Origin of the sequence: Kitasatospora sp. NPDC101447 (assembly GCF_044767225.1) — a bacterium.
GTDB lineage: Bacteria > Actinomycetota > Actinomycetes > Streptomycetales > Streptomycetaceae > Kitasatospora.
Genome location: NZ_JBIWNL010000004.1, coordinates 231,272 through 249,532, shown reverse-complemented (window position 1 = coordinate 249,532; position 18,261 = coordinate 231,272). Strand labels below are relative to the sequence as shown.

At 71.3% G+C, this 18,261-nt stretch carries 13 protein-coding genes; 11 read left to right on the top strand and 2 right to left on the bottom strand.

Annotated features, from left to right (window positions below; all coding sequences use genetic code 11):
• Nucleotides 1-398 precede the first annotated feature (398 nt).
• From ACIRST_RS08175 to ACIRST_RS08145, 7 genes are all read left to right on the top strand, one after another.
• Nucleotides 399-1,136 (top strand): response regulator transcription factor, encoded by a 738-nt coding sequence (locus ACIRST_RS08175; RefSeq protein ID WP_350522953.1) that lies wholly within the window; start codon nucleotides 399-401, stop codon nucleotides 1,134-1,136.
• A gap of 92 nt (nucleotides 1,137-1,228) precedes the next feature.
• Nucleotides 1,229-2,416 carry an ATP-binding protein gene (locus tag ACIRST_RS08170; RefSeq protein ID WP_350522954.1) on the top strand — a complete coding sequence of 396 codons (1,188 nt, stop codon included), beginning with the start codon at nucleotides 1,229-1,231 and terminating at the stop codon, nucleotides 2,414-2,416.
• Nucleotides 2,417-2,649: 233 nt separating this feature from the next.
• Nucleotides 2,650-6,396 carry a multifunctional oxoglutarate decarboxylase/oxoglutarate dehydrogenase thiamine pyrophosphate-binding subunit/dihydrolipoyllysine-residue succinyltransferase subunit gene (locus ACIRST_RS08165; RefSeq protein WP_350522955.1) on the top strand — a complete coding sequence of 1,249 codons (3,747 nt, stop codon included), beginning with the start codon at nucleotides 2,650-2,652 and terminating at the stop codon, nucleotides 6,394-6,396.
• Nucleotides 6,397-6,691: 295 nt separating this feature from the next.
• Complete coding sequence (locus tag ACIRST_RS08160) at nucleotides 6,692-8,707, top strand: protein kinase (protein WP_402800803.1); 2,016 nt, start codon at nucleotides 6,692-6,694, stop codon at nucleotides 8,705-8,707.
• Between the two features lie 46 nt (nucleotides 8,708-8,753).
• The gene (locus tag ACIRST_RS08155; RefSeq protein WP_350522957.1) at nucleotides 8,754-8,933 is read left to right on the top strand and encodes a DUF6104 family protein; all 180 of its coding nucleotides are present in this window, start codon (nucleotides 8,754-8,756) and stop codon (nucleotides 8,931-8,933) included.
• Between the two features lie 213 nt (nucleotides 8,934-9,146).
• A complete protein-coding gene (locus ACIRST_RS08150; RefSeq protein WP_396544377.1) occupies nucleotides 9,147-10,049 on the top strand; it encodes a DUF4097 family beta strand repeat-containing protein in 903 nt (300 codons plus the stop codon).
• A gap of 1 nt (nucleotide 10,050) precedes the next feature.
• Nucleotides 10,051-11,094 (top strand): PadR family transcriptional regulator, encoded by a 1,044-nt coding sequence (locus tag ACIRST_RS08145; protein WP_350522959.1) that lies wholly within the window; start codon nucleotides 10,051-10,053, stop codon nucleotides 11,092-11,094.
• A gap of 111 nt (nucleotides 11,095-11,205) precedes the next feature.
• Here ACIRST_RS08145 and ACIRST_RS08140 read toward each other — a convergent pair whose 3' ends face one another.
• Together ACIRST_RS08140 and ACIRST_RS08135 are read right to left on the bottom strand one after the other, a co-directional pair.
• Complete coding sequence (locus tag ACIRST_RS08140; protein WP_350522960.1) at nucleotides 11,206-12,168, bottom strand: zinc-binding dehydrogenase; 963 nt, start codon at nucleotides 12,166-12,168, stop codon at nucleotides 11,206-11,208.
• Between the two features lie 111 nt (nucleotides 12,169-12,279).
• Nucleotides 12,280-13,473, bottom strand: a complete 1,194-nt coding sequence (locus tag ACIRST_RS08135; protein ID WP_350522961.1) for an NADP-dependent malic enzyme — start codon at nucleotides 13,471-13,473, stop codon at nucleotides 12,280-12,282.
• 584 nt (nucleotides 13,474-14,057) lie between these two features.
• Here ACIRST_RS08135 and ACIRST_RS08130 point away from each other — a divergent pair.
• The 4 genes from ACIRST_RS08130 (at nucleotide 14,058) to ACIRST_RS08115 (ending at nucleotide 18,140) form a co-directional block, all read left to right on the top strand.
• Entirely contained in the window at nucleotides 14,058-14,987 is a 930-nt protein-coding gene (locus ACIRST_RS08130) for an ABC transporter substrate-binding protein (RefSeq protein ID WP_402800800.1), read from the top strand.
• A gap of 412 nt (nucleotides 14,988-15,399) precedes the next feature.
• On the top strand, nucleotides 15,400-16,335 hold the full coding sequence (locus ACIRST_RS08125) for an ABC transporter substrate-binding protein (RefSeq protein WP_350522963.1): 936 nt from the start codon (nucleotides 15,400-15,402) through the stop codon (nucleotides 16,333-16,335).
• 33 nt (nucleotides 16,336-16,368) lie between these two features.
• Nucleotides 16,369-17,343, top strand: a complete 975-nt coding sequence (locus ACIRST_RS08120) for an amino acid ABC transporter permease (protein ID WP_350522964.1) — start codon at nucleotides 16,369-16,371, stop codon at nucleotides 17,341-17,343.
• Complete coding sequence (locus tag ACIRST_RS08115) at nucleotides 17,340-18,140, top strand: amino acid ABC transporter ATP-binding protein (protein ID WP_350522965.1); 801 nt, start codon at nucleotides 17,340-17,342, stop codon at nucleotides 18,138-18,140. Before ACIRST_RS08120 ends, ACIRST_RS08115 begins: the two co-directional genes overlap by 4 nt.
• Nucleotides 18,141-18,261: the final 121 nt, after the last annotated feature.

The window sequence follows — 18,261 nt, the reverse complement described above, 5'->3', positions numbered from 1 at the left end:
CGGATTCCCGACATTGGTCCAGACCTTGTTTCGATTGACGCGTCAGTAGGGCCTCTGACCGGCGACTTGGCGTCAACTCGACTGCATACGTACCGTTACGCAGTGAAAATTCGCCGGGTAAGGTATCGGCCCGTGCCCACTCGTGCAGTGGGTCAGCGGGCGGCCCGAACAGCCGGCCCACGGGCCGGAAACGTCCGGTCCACCTGCCGGAAAGCATCCGTTGTCCGTACGCTGCGAAGTGCGCGGGAGAAGTGGGCGGCCGACGAATCCGTCCTCGCCTCCCGATCGCGCGACGGGACGGCGGACCCGGCACAGTCCACGACGGAACAAGACTACGAGCGGAGCCCCGCCATCCCCACAGGTGGCCGGCCCGCAGCCCTGGGGGCGGTGGCGTGACCGTGACAGAAATTCAGCAGGACAACGTCAACACCGGCGGCACGGTGAGCAGCCAACGCAGAGTGCTGGTGGTGGAGGACGAGCCGACGATCGCCGAGTCGATCGCGGCCCGACTGGGCGCGGAGGGCTTCAAGGTCGCCGTGGCCCACGACGGCCCCGGCGCGGTCGACGGCTTCCACACCTGGCAGCCGGACCTCGTCGTCCTCGACATCATGCTGCCCGGCTTCGACGGCCTGGAGGTGTGCCGCCGGATCCAGGCGCAGCGCCCGGTGCCGGTGCTGATGCTGACCGCGCGCGACGACGAGACGGACCTGCTGGTCGGCCTCGGCGTCGGCGCGGACGACTACATGACGAAGCCGTTCTCGATGCGCGAACTGGCCGCCCGGGTCAACGTGCTGCTGCGCCGCGTCGAGCGCGCCCAGCAGGCCGCCCGCACGCCCGCGCTCGGCAGCCTGCGCTTCGGCGAGCTGGAGATCGACCACGTGCAGCGCCGGGTCCGGCTGGCCTCGGGCGACGTCCACCTGACGCCGACCGAGTTCGACCTGCTCGCCTGCCTGGCCGCCCAGCCGCGCGCGGTGCTCACCCGCGAGCAGCTGCTGGCCGAGGTCTGGGACTGGACGGACGCGTCCGGCACCCGCACGGTGGACAGCCACGTCAAGGCGCTGCGCCGGAAGATCGGCGCCAGCTGGATCCGCACCGTGCACGGCGTCGGGTACGCCCTGGAAGCCCCGCTCTCCTAGGCCGACCCCGGACGACGGGCCGCCGGGGGGCCCGTGTCCGGACGACGCCTGGCCACCACGCGGGGGACACACGCGGGGACCACAGGGAACCAATGACCTTTCCACAGCAACGCAACGGGGAATCCGACGGCGCGCGGCCGCAGCCGCTGGCCGTCCGTGCCGCCCACCGGGTCTGGGCCGACATCCGGCCGCTCGACCCGGTCCGCTCGATCAAGGGCAAGCTCGCCCTGCTGGTGATCGTCTCCGTGTTCCTGGCCACCGGGATGGTGGTCGTGGCGATCCGGTCCGAGACCCAGATCCGGATCATCATGGTCTTCTCCATGATCGCCTCGCTGCTCTTCATGCAGTTCCTCGCGCACGGGCTGACCGCCCCGCTGCGCGAGATGACGGACGCCGCCCGCGCGATGGCCTCCGGCGACTACAGCCGCCGGGTCGAGGTGAACTCGCGCGACGAGATCGGCGAACTCGCGGCCGCCTTCAACGGGATGGCCGCCGACCTGGAGGCCGCCGACCAGCACCGGCGCGAGCTGGTCGCCAACGTCTCGCACGAGCTGCGCACGCCGATCGCCGCGCTGCGCGCCGTCCTGGAGAACGTGGTCGACGGTGTCGTCCAGCCCAATCCGGCGACCCTGGGTGCGGCGCTGGAACAGACCGAGCGGCTCGGCCGCCTGGTCACCCACCTGCTCGACCTCTCCAAGATCGACGACGGCGTGGTCGACCTGGACGCGCGCCCCTTCGAGGTGCGCGAGTTCCTGGACGGCGTGCTGCGCGGGGTCACCGTGGACGGCGCGACGGCCGGCGGGGCCTTCTCCCGACGCGGGGACGTCCGGCTGGCCCTGGAGGTCAGCCCGGCCGGCCTGACCGGCGTCGCGGACCCGGAGCGGCTGCACCAGGTGGTCGCCAACCTGGTCGACAACGCCTGCAAGCACTCCCCGCCCGGCGGGACCGTGACGGTGCGCGCGCGGCCCGACGGCGAGAACGGCGCCCTGCTGCTGGAGGTCCAGGACGAGGGCCCGGGCATCCCCCTGGCCGACCGCACCCGGGTCTTCGAGCGGTTCAGCCGCAGCGGCACCGCGACCGCCGCCGGACCGGGCGCGGACGGCGGCACCGGTCTGGGCCTGGCCATCGCCCGCTGGGCGGTGGACCTGCACGGCGGGCGGATCGCGGTCGCCGAGTCGCCGCGCGGCTGCCGGATCGAGGTCCGCCTGCCCGGGCGACGGCCGGGCGACGGCCGGGACATTTGTCACAGATCCGACACAGACGCATACGAAGATCGTTAGCGGATTACTGTACGGGTTTGTCCGGTTTGATCCGGGTATCAGGCACCTTCGACGCCGATCGGTTCCCCGCAGATACGGCTTTCTAACGTACTTTTTCAGCCAAACTGCAGGTCAGGACTGTGATCTGGACGACGCCTGGCCCCCGGGGACTGCGCGATCATCGGTCAGGGGCGTAGCCTTAATCCCCGCTGTCCAAACATCCCAAAAGGAAGCGGAAGAGGGCGGTTGCCGCCGTGTCGCCACAGTCCCAAGAAACCCCCAACAGCTCGGCAAGCTCCACTGGCTTCGGCCCCAATGAGTGGCTCGTCGACGAGATCTACCAGCAGTACCTCCAGGACCCGAACTCGGTCGACCGAGCCTGGTGGGACTTTTTCGCCGACTACAAGCCCGGTACCGAGGTGACCCCAGTGACCCAGGCCGCGACCCAGGCCGGCCCCACGCCGACCCCTGCCGCTGCCCCCGCGCCCGCCGCTGCTGCTCCGGCCGCGCCCGCCACCGCCGCACCGGCCGCCCCGGCCGCTCCGGCCCCGGCTGCCGCCCCGCTCGCCGCCGCGCCCGCCGCGCCCCCGGCCCCGAAGGCCGCCGCCCCGGCCCCGGCCGCGCCCGCCGCCACCGCCGGCCCCGAGCTGGTCCAGCTGCGCGGCCCGGCGAAGGCCGTCGCCACCAACATGGACGCCTCGCTGGAGGTGCCGACCGCGACCTCGGTCCGCGCCGTGCCGGCGAAGCTGTTGATCGACAACCGCATCGTCATCAACAACCACCTGCAGCGCGCCCGCGGCGGCAAGGTCTCCTTCACCCACCTGATCGGTTACGCCCTGGTCCAGGCCATCAAGGCCGCCCCGGGCATGAACCACAGCTACAAGGTGGAGGACGGCAAGGCCTTCCTGGTCAAGCCGGAGCACGTCAACCTCGGCCTGGCCATCGACCTGGTCAAGCCCAACGGTGACCGCCAGCTGGTCGTCGCGGCCATCAAGAAGGCCGAGACCCTCGACTTCTTCGGCTTCTGGCAGGCCTACGAGGACATCGTCCGCCGGGCCCGCGCCAACAAGCTGACCATGGACGACTTCACCGGCGTCACGGTCTCGCTGACCAACCCCGGCGGCATCGGCACCGTGCACTCCGTGCCGCGCCTGATGCAGAACCAGGGCACCATCGTCGGCGTCGGCGCCATGGAGTACCCGGCCGAGTTCCAGGGCTCCGCCCCGGAGACCCTGTCCCGCCTGGGCGTCTCCAAGATCATGACGCTGACCTCGACCTACGACCACCGCGTCATCCAGGGCGCGGCGTCCGGCGAGTTCCTGCGCGAGATCCACCGCCTGCTGCTCGGCGAGAACGGCTTCTACGACGAGATCTTCGAGTCGCTGCGGATCCCGTACGAGCCGGTCCGCTGGGCCACCGACGTCGCCACCACCCACGACGACGAGGTCAACAAGACCGCGCGCGTCATGGAGCTGATCCACTCCTACCGGGTCCGCGGTCACCTGATGGCCGACACCGACCCGCTGGAGTACAAGCAGCGCAAGCACCCCGACCTGGACGTCACCACGCACGGCCTCACCCTGTGGGACCTGGAGCGCGAGTTCGCGGTCGGCGGCTTCGGCGGCCAGAAGATGATGAAGCTCCGCGACATCCTCGGCCTGCTGCGCAACACCTACTGCCGCACCGTCGGCATCGAGTACATGCACATCCAGGACCCGAAGCAGCGCAAGTGGCTGCAGGAGCGCCTGGAGAAGCCGTACTCCAAGCCCGAGCGCGAGGAGCAGCTGCGGATCCTCCGCCGCCTGAACTCGGCCGAGGCCTTCGAGACCTTCCTGCAGACCAAGTACGTCGGCCAGAAGCGCTTCTCGCTGGAGGGCGGTGAGTCGCTGATCGCGCTGCTGGACGCGACCATCGACGCCGCCGCCGAGCACCGCCTGGACGAGGCCGTCATCGGCATGGCCCACCGCGGCCGCCTGAACGTGCTGGCCAACATCGTCGGCAAGCCGTACGGCAAGATCTTCGGCGAGTTCGAGGGCAACCTCGACCCGAAGTCGATGCACGGCTCCGGCGACGTCAAGTACCACCTGGGCGCCGACGGCACCTTCACCGGCCTGGACGGCGAGACCATCAAGGTCTCGCTCGCCGCGAACCCCTCCCACCTGGAGGCCGTGGACCCGGTCGTCGAGGGCATCGCCCGCGCCAAGCAGGACATCCTGGACCAGGGCGGCACCACCTTCCCGGTGCTGCCGATCCAGATCCACGGCGACGCGGCCTTCGCCGGCCAGGGCGTCGTCGCGGAGACCCTGAACATGTCGCAGCTGCGCGGCTACCGCACCGGCGGCACCGTGCACGTCGTGGTGAACAACCAGGTCGGCTTCACCGCCGCCCCGGCGTCCTCGCGCTCCTCGATGTACTGCACCGACGTGGCCCGCATGATCGAGGCCCCGATCTTCCACGTGAACGGCGACGACCCGGAGGCCGTGGTCCGCGTCGCGCGGCTCGCCTTCGAGTTCCGTCAGGAGTTCCACAAGGACGTGGTGATCGACCTCATCTGCTACCGCCGCCGCGGGCACAACGAGGCCGACAACCCGTCGTTCACCCAGCCGCTGATGTACGACCTGATCGACAAGAAGCGCTCGGTGCGCAAGCTGTACACCGAGGGCCTGATCGGTCGCGGCGACATCACCATGGAAGAGGCGGAGCAGGCGCTCCAGGACTTCCAGGGCCAGCTGGAGAAGGTCTTCGCCGAGGTCCGCGACGCGGCCCAGGCGCCGGCCGACGCCACCGCGGGCAAGCCGGTCGCCGACTTCCCGGTCTCCATCCAGACCGGCATCTCCCAGGAGATGGTCAAGCGGATCGCCGCCTCCCAGGTGAACCACCCGGACTGGCTGACCGTCCACCCGCGTCTGCTGCCGCAGCTGCAGCGCCGCGCCGGCTCGGTCGAGGACAACACCATCGACTGGGCGATGGGCGAGACCCTCGCCATCGGCTCGCTGCTCATGGAGGGCCACCCGGTCCGCCTGGCCGGCCAGGACAGCCGCCGCGGCACCTTCGGCCAGCGGCACGCCGTCCTGATCGACCGCAAGACCGGCGAGGACTACACCCCGCTGCAGTACCTCACCGAGGACCAGGCCCGCTACACCGTCTACGACAGCCTGCTGTCGGAGTACGCGGCCATGGGCTTCGAGTACGGCTACTCGCTGACCCGCCCGAACGCGCTGGTCATGTGGGAGGCGCAGTTCGGCGACTTCGTCAACGGCGCGCAGACCATGGTGGACGAGTACATCGCCTCCGCCGAGCAGAAGTGGGGCCAGCACTCCGGCGTCACCCTGCTGCTGCCGCACGGCTACGAGGGCCAGGGCCCGGACCACTCGTCCGCCCGCCCGGAGCGCTTCCTCCAGCTGTGCGCGCAGAACAACATGACGGTCGCCATGCCGACCCTGCCGTCGAACTACTTCCACCTGCTGCGCTGGCAGGCGCACAACCCGCACCACAAGCCGCTGGTCGTCTTCACCCCGAAGTCGATGCTGCGTCTGAAGGCCGCGGCGAGTGCGACCGAGGAGTTCCTGTCCGGCTCGTTCCGCCCGGTCATCGGCGACGCCACCGTCGACCCGGCGCAGGTCCGCAAGGTGGTCATCACCGCCGGCAAGTTCTACTACGACCTGGAGGCGGCCCGCACCGAGCGCGGCGTCACCGACACCGCGATCGTCCGGGTCGAGCGGCTCTACCCGCTGCCGGTGGCCGAGCTCCAGGAGGAGCTGGCCCGCTACGGCGACAACGTCCAGTTCGTCTGGGCGCAGGAGGAGCCGGACAACCAGGGTGCCTGGCCGTTCATCGCGATGAACCTGGTCGACCACCTGCAGGTCGTCATCGGCCGCAGCGCCGGCGGCTCCCGCCTGCGCCGCGTCGCCCGCACGACGGCCTCGTCCCCGGCGGTCGGCTCGGCCAAGCGGCACGCCGCCGAGCAGCAGGCGCTGATCGAAGAGGTCTTCTCGCTCTGACGCCAGACGCTGCGGCGCCCTGAGGCGCCGAGGGCTCACCGGCCCCCGTCCTCCCACCCGGGAGGACGGGGGCCGCGTCGTTCTCCGCCGCCCGCTTTCCACCGCTCGTTCCCGGGAGAACCGTTTCACCGTCGAGCCATGTCAAGGTTCCAGCTCTGCAACCAAACCGGAACCGCCGTGCACGGACTCCTGACGGATCGATAGGTTATGCCTCGCCAGAAGGACGTCGGACGCCCGTCGTCGCGCCCGCCGCCCCGGCCGTACCGCCTCACCGCTCTCCCAGGGGGACCACCACATGACCGCCGACACGCCTCGGAACGCCGGAAAGCTCCCTCCGGTCTTCCAGCCGCTCCTGCCGGACGATCCCAAGGAGGTCGGCGGCTACCGGCTGTTCGCCCGGCTCGGCGCCGGCGGCATGGGCCGGGTCTACCTGTCGTACACCCCGGGCGGGCGCCCGGTCGCGCTCAAGGTGGTCCGCCCGGAGTTCGCCGAGGACGGCGAGTTCCGCCGCCGCTTCGCCCAGGAGGTCAGCAACGCCCAGCGGATCCACGGGCTCTACACCGCGCAGGTGATCGACTCCGGCGGGCTGGACAGCGACGCCCCCTGGCTGGTCACCGCGTACGTCCCGGGCCCGTCCCTGCAGCAGGTGGTGCGGGAGAACGGCGCGCTGCCGGTGCGCACCGTCCTGCTGCTGATGGGCGGCATCGCCGAGGCCCTGCAGGCGATCCACAGCGTCGAGGTGGTCCACCGCGACCTCAAGCCCGCCAACGTGCTGGTCGCCGGGGACGGCCCGCGGGTGATCGACTTCGGCATCGCCCGGGCCGCCGACGCCACCGCGCTGACCGGCACCGGCTACCGGATCGGCTCGCCCGCCTTCATGTCCCCCGAGCAGGCCCAGGGGCGCCCGGTCACCCCGGCCACCGACGTCTTCGCGCTCGGCGCCCTGGCCGCGTACGTGGCCGGCGGCACCGCGCCGTTCGGCGACGGCCCGGACACCGCGGTGCTCTACCGCGTGGTGCACGAGGAGGCCGACCTGTCGGCCGTCCCGGCCGACCTGCGCGAGCTGATCCAGCGCTGCCTGGCGAAGAGCCCGGAGGACCGCCCGACCCCCGCCGAGATCATCCAGGTCGCCCGCAACCACCCGGAGGTCGGCGGCCAGCTGCGGTTCGGCGACGACTGGCTGCCGCGCGAGGTCAACACCGAGATCACCCGCCGCTCCGACCTGCCCAAGACCCCGCCGACGCCGCTGCCGGCCGCGCCCGCCACCCCGCCGACCCCGGTGCCCGCGATGCCGGCGATGCCGGCCGCCGCCCCGGCCGCTCCCCCGCAGCCGCCCGTCGCGCCGACCCACCCCGTCGCCGCCCCGACCCACCCGACCCATCCGGCCACCGCGGTGCACCCGCAGCAGCCGCCCGTGACGCCCCCGCAGGGCTTCGCGCCGCCGCCGCTCGGCTCGTACGGCGCCCCGCAGCCGCCCACCGAGTCGCCGACCGCCCCGGTGCTGACCACCCCGCCGACCGTCCACCTGCAGCCCGAGCCGGCGTCGTACGACACCCCGCCGCCCGGCCCGGTGGTGACCGCCGACCCGCAGCCCGAGAAGGAGCCCGAGCCCAAGCGCAAGGGCGGGGTGTCCTGGAAGGTGCTGCTCACCGTCGCCCTGGTGATGGCGGTCGGCGGCACCGCGGGCGGCGTGGTGCTGATGAAGAAGCTGGACGACGGCAAGAAGAAGGACAGCGCGGCCGTCAGCAGCGGCCCGTCCACCCCCAACCCGGCGCCCGTCCAGACCGAGAGCTCCTCCCCCGGCCCGAGCAGCACGTACACCAACGCGCCGGTGACGGCCGCGCCCTCGAAGTCCCCCCAGGGCACCGTCTCGGCCCCGGCCCGGCCGACCGGCTACTCCCTGATGCTGGACAAGAAGTCGCTGGCGATCCCCGGGGCCGACTACTCCTCCGACTCCTACCGGATCGACCTGGACGCGGGCACCGTGGTGCCGCGCTCCAACGACATCAAGTGGGGCCTGGGGGTGAGCAACGTCGGCGGCGCCGGCAGCAAGGCCAACTCCTTCACCAGCTACGGCGACAACAAGTCGGACTTCGCGGTGATCACCGAACCGTCCGTCACCGCCGAGCAGTGCGCGGCCGCGATCGACTCCCGGCCGGACACCGACCTCTCGTACAACCGGGTCGCCCCGGGCCGCCTGCTCTGCGTGCGCGACCGGGTCACCCACAACATCGCCATCGCGGCGATCGACCAGGCCGACCCGACCACCGGTGCCGCCAAGGTCACCGTGAGCACCTGGCGGGCCAGCTGACCGGTCTATCCTGACCGGGTCAACCCCCATCGGACCGGAGCGAACCGTGTACTTCACCGACCGAGGCATCGAGGAGCTGCAGAACCGGCGCGGCGAGGAGGAGGTCAGCTTCGAGTGGCTGGCCGAGCGCCTGCGCGAGTTCGTCGACCTCAACCCGGACTTCGAGATCCCGGTCGAGCGGCTGGCCACCTGGCTGGCCCGGCTCGACGACGAGGACGACGAGTGACCCGGTGACGGCCTGCGAGAGGCCCGGGAGGCAACCGCCTCCCGGGCCTCTCGCGCGTCCGCGGACGGCCCCGGCCGGCGGCCCGTAGGGGAAGCCTCGGGGGCGGATCGGGGTCGGGATCGGGGTCGGGCACGCTTGACTCTCCCGGCACGCGATATATCGTCTTTAGAAGAGAACGCGATACATCGCGATCGGCAACGGGAGGCGGCAGAGATGAGCCAGTGGACGGTCGAGGGCCCCGAGAGGATCACCATCGACGACGCGGTCCGCGCGCTGCACGTGCGGATCATCGAGGGCACGGTGAACGTGGTGGCGGCCGAGGGCCCGGCCCGCCTGGAGGTCACCGAACTCCAGGGCGATCCCCTGCACGTGACCGTGGTGGACGGCGTCCTGACGGTCACCTACAAGGACATCAACAGCTGGGGCGAGTTCGGCGACTGGCTCAAGTCGGTCGGCTCGGTCAAGAGCTTCTTCGGCTCGCTCAAGCGCAAGCGGGTCGCCGGCATCACCCTGACCGTGCCGGCCGACACCGAGGTCAAGCTCGGCACGGTCTCCGCCGGCACCACCGTCTCCGGCGTCACCGGGCACGTCTCGGTGCAGAGCGCCAACGGCGACACCACCCTGGTCGGGCTGACCGGCCGCACCGACGCCAACACCGTCACCGGTGACGTGGACGCCCAGTCGGTCGGCGGCCAGCTCCGGGTCAACACCGTCTCCGGGCAGCTGACCGTCGTCGCCGGCACCGCCGACCGGGTCCAGGCCAACGCCGTCACCGGGGCCGTCACCCTGGACCTCGACGTCGACGGCGAGGCCGACGTCAAGGTCACCACCGTCAGCGGCCCGGTCGTGGTCCGGATCCCCTCCCGCGCCGACGCCAAGGTCGAGGCGGGCTCCACCAGCGGCGACATCTCCAGCAGCTTCGAGCAGCTCAAGCTCAGCGGCTCCTGGGGCGCCAAGAAGCTGTCCGGCCAGCTCGGCGAGGGCCGTGGCAAGCTCAACGTCACCACCGTCTCCGGCTCGGTCACCGTGCTGAGCCGCCCGGAGCCGGAGGACGACGGCCCGGCGAAGGAGCTCCCGGCCGGCTCCGGCAAGCCCGACTTCACCAAGGAGGCCTGAGATGACCCCTGTGTTCGGCCACGGCCGGCTCCGGCTCTACCTGCTGAAGCTGCTGGACGAAGCCCCGCGGCACGGCTACGAGGTGATCCGTCTGCTGGAGGAGCGCTTCCAGGGCCTGTACGCGCCCTCGGCCGGGACGGTCTACCCGCGGCTGGCCAAGCTGGAGCAGGAGGGCCTGGTCACCCACAGCACCGAGGGCGGCCGCAAGGTCTACCGGCTGACCGACGCCGGACGGGCCGAACTCGAAGCCCGGCAGGGTGAGTTGGACGAGCTGGAGCTGGAGATCCGGGACTCCGTGGCGCAGCTCGCCGGGGCGATCCGCGAGGACGTCCGGGACAGCGCCAAGGACCTGCGCGAGGAGCTGTGGAAGGCCGCCAAGCAGACGCCGCGGCCGGACCGCGCCGAGCGCGCCGAGCGCGCGGGCGACCCGTGGGCCGGCCCCTGGGGCGACAACGACTCCTGGCAGCGCGCCAAGGACGAGTTCGCCGAGTTCAAGCGGCAGGCCAAGGACCAGGCCAAGCGCGCCCGGGAGCAGGAGAAGGCGGCCAAGGCCAAGGCGAAGGCGGCCGAGGAGGAGGCCCGCCGGCTGCGCGAGCAGGCCAAGGCCTCGCGCACCGCCGCCCAGCAGGAGGCGCTGCGGATCAAGCGCCGGGTCGAGCAGCAGGTGCGCGAGCACGCCGCGAAGGGCGACTGGCCGACCGGGCTGGCCGAGGGCCTGGCCGAGCTGACCAAGGGCCTGTCCGGGCTGGCCGACGCGGCCCGCTGGGGCCACCCGTCGGACGAGCCCGCCCCGTCGGACGAGCGGATCACCGTCACCCGGATCGACCTGGACGAGGACGAGCCGGCCGCACCGGCCGACCTGCCCGCGTGGACGCGCACCGACCCGGCCGAGGACCCGGCCCGCGAGCTGGAACGGCTGCTCGACCGCTTCCGCGACCAGGTCCGCGACGCGGCCCGGGACGGCGGGGTGAGCGGGGACAAGCTGGCCGAGGCCCGCCGGGTGCTGGGCGCCGCGGGCGAGCGGCTGAAGCGGCTGCTCGGCTGACGGTCGCAGGGCAACCGTCCGGCCCGGCCGGACGAAAGGCCGGCCGGACCGGCCGGCCCGAACGAAGGATCGGGCCCGGTGCTCCCGCGCGGAGCGCCGGGCCCCCTCGCGTCAGGGGTTGAGGACGATCTTGCCGAAGACCTCGCCCTTGGCGAGCCGGGCGAAGCCGTCCCGGGCCTCGCTCAGCGGCAGCACCGAGTCGATCACCGGGCGGACGCCGGTGTTGGCGCAGAGCGCGAGCAGCCCGGCCAACTCCTCCTTGGTGCCCATGGTCGAGCCGACCACCTTGAGCTCCAGGAAGAAGATCCGGTTCAGCTCGGCGGCGCTCGGGTTGGGGCCGGAGGTGGCACCCGAGATGACGATGGTGCCGCCCGGACGCAGCGACTTCACCGAGTGCGACCAGGTCGCGGCGCCGACGGTCTCCATCACCGCGTCGACCCGCGCGGGCAGCCGGGCGCCGCTCTCGAAGGCCGCGTCCGCGCCGAGCTCCACGGCCCGGCGGCGCTTGGCCTCGTCCCGGCCGGTGACCCAGACCCGCAGCCCGGCCGCCTTGCCGAGGACGATCAGCGCGGTCGCCACGCCGCCGCCGGCCCCCTGCACCAGGACGGTGTCACCGGGCTTGACCCCGCCGTTGGTGAACAGCATCCGGTAGGCCGTCAGCCAGGCGGTGGGCAGGCAGGCGGCCTCCTCGAAGCTCAGCTCGGCGGGCTTGGGCAGCAGGTTCCAGGTGGGCACCGCCACCTGCTGGGCGAAGGTGCCCTGGTAGCGCTCGGTCAGGATGGAGCGCGGCTCGTTCGGGCCCACCCCGTGGCCGCTCTGGCCGATCACCGAGTGGATGACCACCTCGTTGCCGTTCTCGTCGACGCCCGCCGCGTCGCACCCGAGGATCATCGGCAGCTTCTCGGCCGGGAGGCCGACCCCGCGCAGCGACCACAGGTCGTGGTGGTTGAGGCTGGCGGCCTTGACCGTGACCACGCTCCACCCGGGGCGGGCCTGCGGCTCGGGGAGTTCGCCCAACTCCAGTCCGCTGAGCGGGTCGTCGGCATCGATACGTGCGGCGTAGGCAGCAAACATGATCCGGACGATAGCGGCGGACGACCGAGGCCGGGAACCACGCGTGGGTGTGACGCGCGTCCCGGCCTCGGCCGTGTACGGGATGTCCGGTCGGATCGTCGGACCGGATCGTCAGATCCGGGCGACGCCCTCCGCCCGGGCCGCCTCGGCGACGGCCTTGGTGACCGCCGGGGCGACCCGCTCGTCGAACGGCGAGGGGATGACCTTCTGCGGGGTCAGCTCGTCGGCGACCACGCCGGCCAGCGCCTTGGCGGCGGCCAGCTTCATGCCCTCGGTGATCCGGCTGGCCCGGACCTGCAGGGCACCGGCGAAGATGCCCGGGAAGGCCAGCACGTTGTTGATCTGGTTCGGGAAGTCGCTGCGGCCGGTGGCCACGACGGCCGCGTACTTGTGCGCGACCTCGGGGTGGATCTCCGGGGTCGGGTTGGCCATCGCGAAGACGAAGGCGCCCTCGGCCATGGTCGCGACGACCTCCTCCGGCACGGTGCCGCCGGAGACGCCGATGAACACGTCGGCGCCGGCCAGTGCGTCGGCCAGCGAGCCCTTGACGCCCGTGCGGTTGGTCAGCCCGGCGATCTCGGCCTTGACGTCGGTGAGGTCGCCGCGGCCCTCGTACACCACGCCCTTGCGGTCGCAGACCGCCACGTCGCCGATGCCGGCCGCCACCAGCATCTTGGCGATGGCGATGCCGGCCGCGCCCGCACCGGAGATGACGGCCCGCAGCGAGCCGATCTCACGGCCGGTCACCTTGGCCGCGTTCCACAGGGCGGCGGTGGTGACGATCGCGGTGCCGTGCTGGTCGTCGTGGAAGACCGGGATGTCCAGGGCCTCCTGGAGCCGGCGCTCGATCTCGAAGCAGCGGGGGGCGGAGATGTCCTCCAGGTTGACGCCGCCGAAGGAGGGCGCCAGCCGGACCACGGTCTCGACGATCTCGTCGACCTCGGTGCAGGCCAGCGCGATCGGCACCGCGTCCACGCCGCCGAACTGCTTGAACAGGATGGCCTTGCCCTCCATCACGGGCAGCGAGGCCTGCGGGCCGATGTCGCCGAGGCCCAGCACCGCGGTGCCGTCGGTGACCACCGCGACGGTGTTGGACTTCCAGGTGTAGTCGTTGACCAGCTCCGGCTGCTCGGCGATGGCCGTGCAGACGCGGGCGACACCGGGGGTGTAGGCGAGGGACAGGTCGTCCGCGTCGCGCACCGGGACGGTCGCCCGGATCTCCATCTTGCCGCCGCGGTGGAGCGCGAAAACCGCGTCGACCGGATCGTCGGTGTCCTGGGTGCTGCTGATGATCTCCGCTGCCACGATGACCTCTTCGTCATTGATCTGGCGAGGACGCGCGACCGACGGACAGGGCGACCCGTCCGGAAACCGGAAACCGGGTACGCCGAAGCGGACCCGGAACGGGGTCGGGGCGCTGCCGTCGGGCGGCGCCCTCGGATGAGGGTTTTATGGGGTCTTGTGTTGTCCGCGTTAGTGCTATCGGGCCGAGCCTAGGTCGGACGAAGGCACCGCACCTGTGCCTTTTCGTCCTCGTCACGTGCGGTTCATCGCCGCGCTGTCGCGTCACTGGGCCCGGCGTCGGAAGCGCCGGGCACCGGCGGCGGCAACGGCATGAGCGCACGCGCACCCGCAGGAGTGAACTCGGACGCAGGGGGAGTCGGCACTCCGGATACGGAGCCGCGTGAGGACTTCCGTTCCCGAGCACCCCGAGCCTGTCGGGGCCCGGCGGTCCGGTTCGAGCGTTCGGGGGTCACCCGGTACCGAATTCTGACACACCCGCCGCCGGGCCCGGCAGGGCGGGATGGCAGGATCGCGTGGCCGCCATTTCGCGCACACCACCGCGACACCGTGGCGGCCGCACGTCCCTCCCACAGGAGCAGCCCCTCATGCCTCACCTCCTCCCCTTCCGTCGTCCGGTGCTCGTCGGCGCCGTCCTGGCCACCGCCGGTGCCCTGCTGCTGACCGGCTGCGGAGGCAGCGGGCAGGCCGCCTCCGCGGACGACCCGGTCAAGGACGTCCGGGACAAGCTGCCCGCCGCCCAGCGCTCCGCCGGGGTGCTGCGCATCGGCATGGACGTCAACTACGCCCCGGTGGAGTTCCGCGGCCCGGACGGCAAGCCGGCCGGTCTCGACCCGGAGATCGCCACCGCGCTGGGCAAGATCCTCGACGTGCGGATCGAGTTCGTGGACACCACGTTCGCCAAGCTGATACCGAACCTGCAGTCCAAGCAGTACGACGTGGCGATGTCCGCGATCAGCGACATCCGCCAGCGCCGCGACGGCCTGGACGACAGCGGCAAGCAGGCGAACCCCGGCGTGGACTTCGTGGACTACTTCATCGCCGGCACCTCGATCGTCGTCCCGAAGGGCAACCCCAAGGGGATCAAGACCCTGGACGACCTGTGCGGCAAGACCATCGCGCTCCAGCAGGGCACCACCCAGGACGAGATCGCCACCCGGCAGGTCGGGGTCTGCGCCCGCACCGGCCGCCAGCTGACCACGCACAAGCTGGACAGCGACGCCAAGGCGCTGGCCGAGGTCGCCTCCGGCGCCGCCCAGGCCGGGCTGAACGACTTCCCGGTGGCCGCCTACGCGGCGAAGACCACCGACGGCGGCAACCGCTACGAGGTGACCGGCGGGCAGTCCACCTCCAACCCGTACGGGATCGCGGTGCGCAAGACCGACACCCAGCTGCGCGACGCGATGGCCAAGGCGGTCGACCAGCTGATCCGCAGCGGCGAGTACGACAAGATCCTCGCCAAGTGGAGCGTCAGCGCGGGTGCGGCGCAGAACGCCGTAGTCAACGGGGGTATCTGAGCGGACGGGCGGCGGGCCTCCGGGCAGAGCACAGAGGGATCTGCATACTTATGCGGAGGGTGACAGGGGCCAGGAATAGGTCCGAATAGCGGACGGTGTGACCCCTCGTTATCCGATTTTGATCTGGATGAGGGTCACCTGACCGTCCTCAGATGGCAGGATTCCCCCCATCTCGGATCGAGCCGGCCACTGGTCGAGGCGGTTCGGTCAACGTCCACCTCGGCGGAGGGTGGCGGATGCAGTAACCCGTTCAACCCTGGGCGGTCCCAGCGTCCAGGCACTGCAAAACCCGGCCTGCACGTACGACGACGTACGACGCACACCCGTACGGCGCCGTACGGCTCGCAACCCCGGTGCGCCGCTCCCGCGGCGCGCTCCGCCCGACCTTCTCTCCCAGGAGGAGATCCCCCTCATGACCGCCCGTACCAAGCGCAACCGGCTCTTCGCGGCCGGTGTGGTCGCCGCCTCGGTCTCCCTCGTGCTGACCGGTTGCAGCAGCAGCAAGTCGTCGTCCAGCTCGCCCTCCGGCGGCGTGAACGCGTCCGCCACGATCCCGGCGGTCGCCGCCGACCCGGCGCTCGCCGCCCAGGTGCCGGCCGACGTCAAGTCGACCGGCAAGATCGTCGTGGCCGCCGACGCCTCGTACGCGCCCAACGAGTTCCAGGACGCCCAGAACAAGATCATCGGCATGGACGTGGACCTGGCCAACGCCATCGGCCAGAAGCTGGGCCTCCAGGTCGAGGTCCAGAACTCGCCGTTCACCGCGATCATCCCGGGCATCCAGGCCAACAAGTTCCAGCTGGGCATGAGCTCCTTCACGGACAACAAGGAGCGCGAGGCCACCGTCGACATGGTGACCTACTTCTCCGCGGGCACCAGCGCGGCGGTCAAGAAGGGCAACCCCGACAAGATCGACCCGAACGACCTCTGCGGCAAGAAGGTCGCCGTCCAGACCGGCACCACCCAGGCCGACCAGATCAAGGACGTCATCAACCCGGCGTGCGTCAAGGCCGGCAAGCCCCCCATCCCCAACGACGGCGACAAGTTCGACCTGCAGACCGACGTGACCACCGCGCTGGTCTCCGGCCGCGACCAGGTCATGCTGGCCGACTCTCCGGTCGTCGACTACGCCCTCAAGCAGACCAACGGCCAGCTCGAACAGCTCGGCACCGTCGAGGGCAAGGCCCCGTACGGCGTGGTCCTGGCCAAGGGCTCCCCGCTCGCCGCGCCCGTCCAGGGTGCCGTCCAGTCACTGATCGACGACGGCACCTACAAGGCGATCCTTGAGAAGTGGGGCGTCCAGGCGGGCGCGATCGACAAGTCCGTGACCAACGGCGCCACCAGCTGACCCCCCGCCAGTTCCCCACCCCCTGAGGCCACTGTGAACCATTCCGATCAGGGGGAGGCGCACCCGGGACGGCCCGAAACCCTCAAGGCCGTCCCGGTCCGCCACCCCGGCCGGTGGGCCGGAGCCGTCGTCGTCGCGGTCCTCGCGGCGATGCTGCTCCACGCCCTGATCTTCAATCCCGCGTTCCAGTGGGATGTCGTCAACACCTACCTCTTCGATTCCAGCATCGTGCACGGCCTCGGTGTGACCCTGGAACTCACCGCGCTGTCCATGATCATGGGCGTGGCCGGCGGCATCATCCTCGCGGTGATGCGGCTGTCGCCGAACCCGCTGCTGTCCGGCACCGCGTGGTTCTACATCTGGGTCTTCCGCGGCACCCCCGTGCTGGTCCAGCTGGTGTTCTGGAACTTCATGGGCGCGCTGTGGCCCAAGCTGTCGATCGGCATCCCGTTCGGCCCCGAGTTCTGGTCCGAGTCGACCAACACGCTGATCCCGGTGTTCACGGCGGCACTGCTCGGCCTCGGCCTGAACGAGGCCGCGTACATGGCGGAGATCGTCCGCGGCGGCATCCAGTCGGTGGACGAGGGGCAGACCGAGGCGGCCCACGCCCTCGGCATGAGCCGCTTCGCGACCATGCGCCGGATCATCCTGCCGCAGGCCATGCGGGTGATCATCCCGCCGACCGGCAACGAGACCATCTCGATGCTCAAGACCACCTCGCTGGTCAGCGTCATCGCGCTGGAGGAGCTGTTCCGGGCCGGGCAGAACATCTACTCGCGCACCTTCCAGACCATCCCGCTGCTGATCACCGTCAGCCTCTGGTACCTCTTCCTCACCTCCGTGCTGACCATCGGGCAGTACTACGTCGAGCGGTACTACGCTCGGGGTACCACCAGGACCCTGCCGCCGACCCCGATGCAGCGGGTCCGCAGGATGTTCGCCGGCAAGCCGACCCCGAAGGCCGACCACGACGTGGTTCCGGGGCTTGAGGGAGGTGGTCACGTATGACCGATCTGACCAAGACGCCCACGGACTCCGTGCCGGGCGAGCCGATGGTCAGGGCCGAGGGCGTGCGCAAGTCGTACGGCCTGGTCGAGGTGCTCAAGGGCATCGACCTGGAGGTCAGGCCCCGCGAGGTGTTCTGCCTGATCGGCCCGTCCGGCTCCGGCAAGTCGACCTTCCTGCGGTGCATCAACCACCTGGAGAAGATCAACGGCGGCCTGCTGTCGGTGGACGGCGAACTGGTCGGCTACCGGCGCAAGGGCGACAGGCTCTACGAGCTGAGGGACCGCGAGGTCGCTCTCAAGCGGCGCGACATCGGCATGGTCTTCCAGCGCTTCAACCTGTTCCCGCACATGACCGCCATAGAGAACGTCATCGAGGCGCCGGTGCAGGTCAAGGGCGAGTCCAAGGCCGACGCGCGCGAGCGCGGCATGGCCCTGCTGGAGCGGGTGGGGCTCTCCGACAAGGCGAAGAGCTACCCCTCGCAGCTCTCCGGCGGCCAGCAGCAGCGCGTCGCGATCGCCCGCGCGCTGGCCATGAAGCCCAAGCTGATGCTCTTCGACGAGCCCACCTCGGCGCTCGACCCGGAGCTGGTCGGCGAGGTGCTGGACGTCATGCGCGGCCTGGCCGAGGAGGGGATGACGATGATCGTCGTCACCCACGAGATGGGCTTCGCCCGCGAGGTCGGCGACGCGCTGGTGTTCATGGACGGCGGTGTGGTGGTCGAGTCCGGCAACCCCCGCGAGGTCCTCACGAACCCGCAGCACGAACGCACCAGGTCGTTCCTCTCCAAGGTGCTCTGAGCCCATCCCGTCGGGGGGGGGGGGGGGGGGGGGGGCGGCCGGGGGGGCGGGGGGGGGGGCCGCGCGCTCGGCCCCCCGCCACGCAGCCGAGCCAGCCGAGCGGCAGTACGCGAGAGACCGC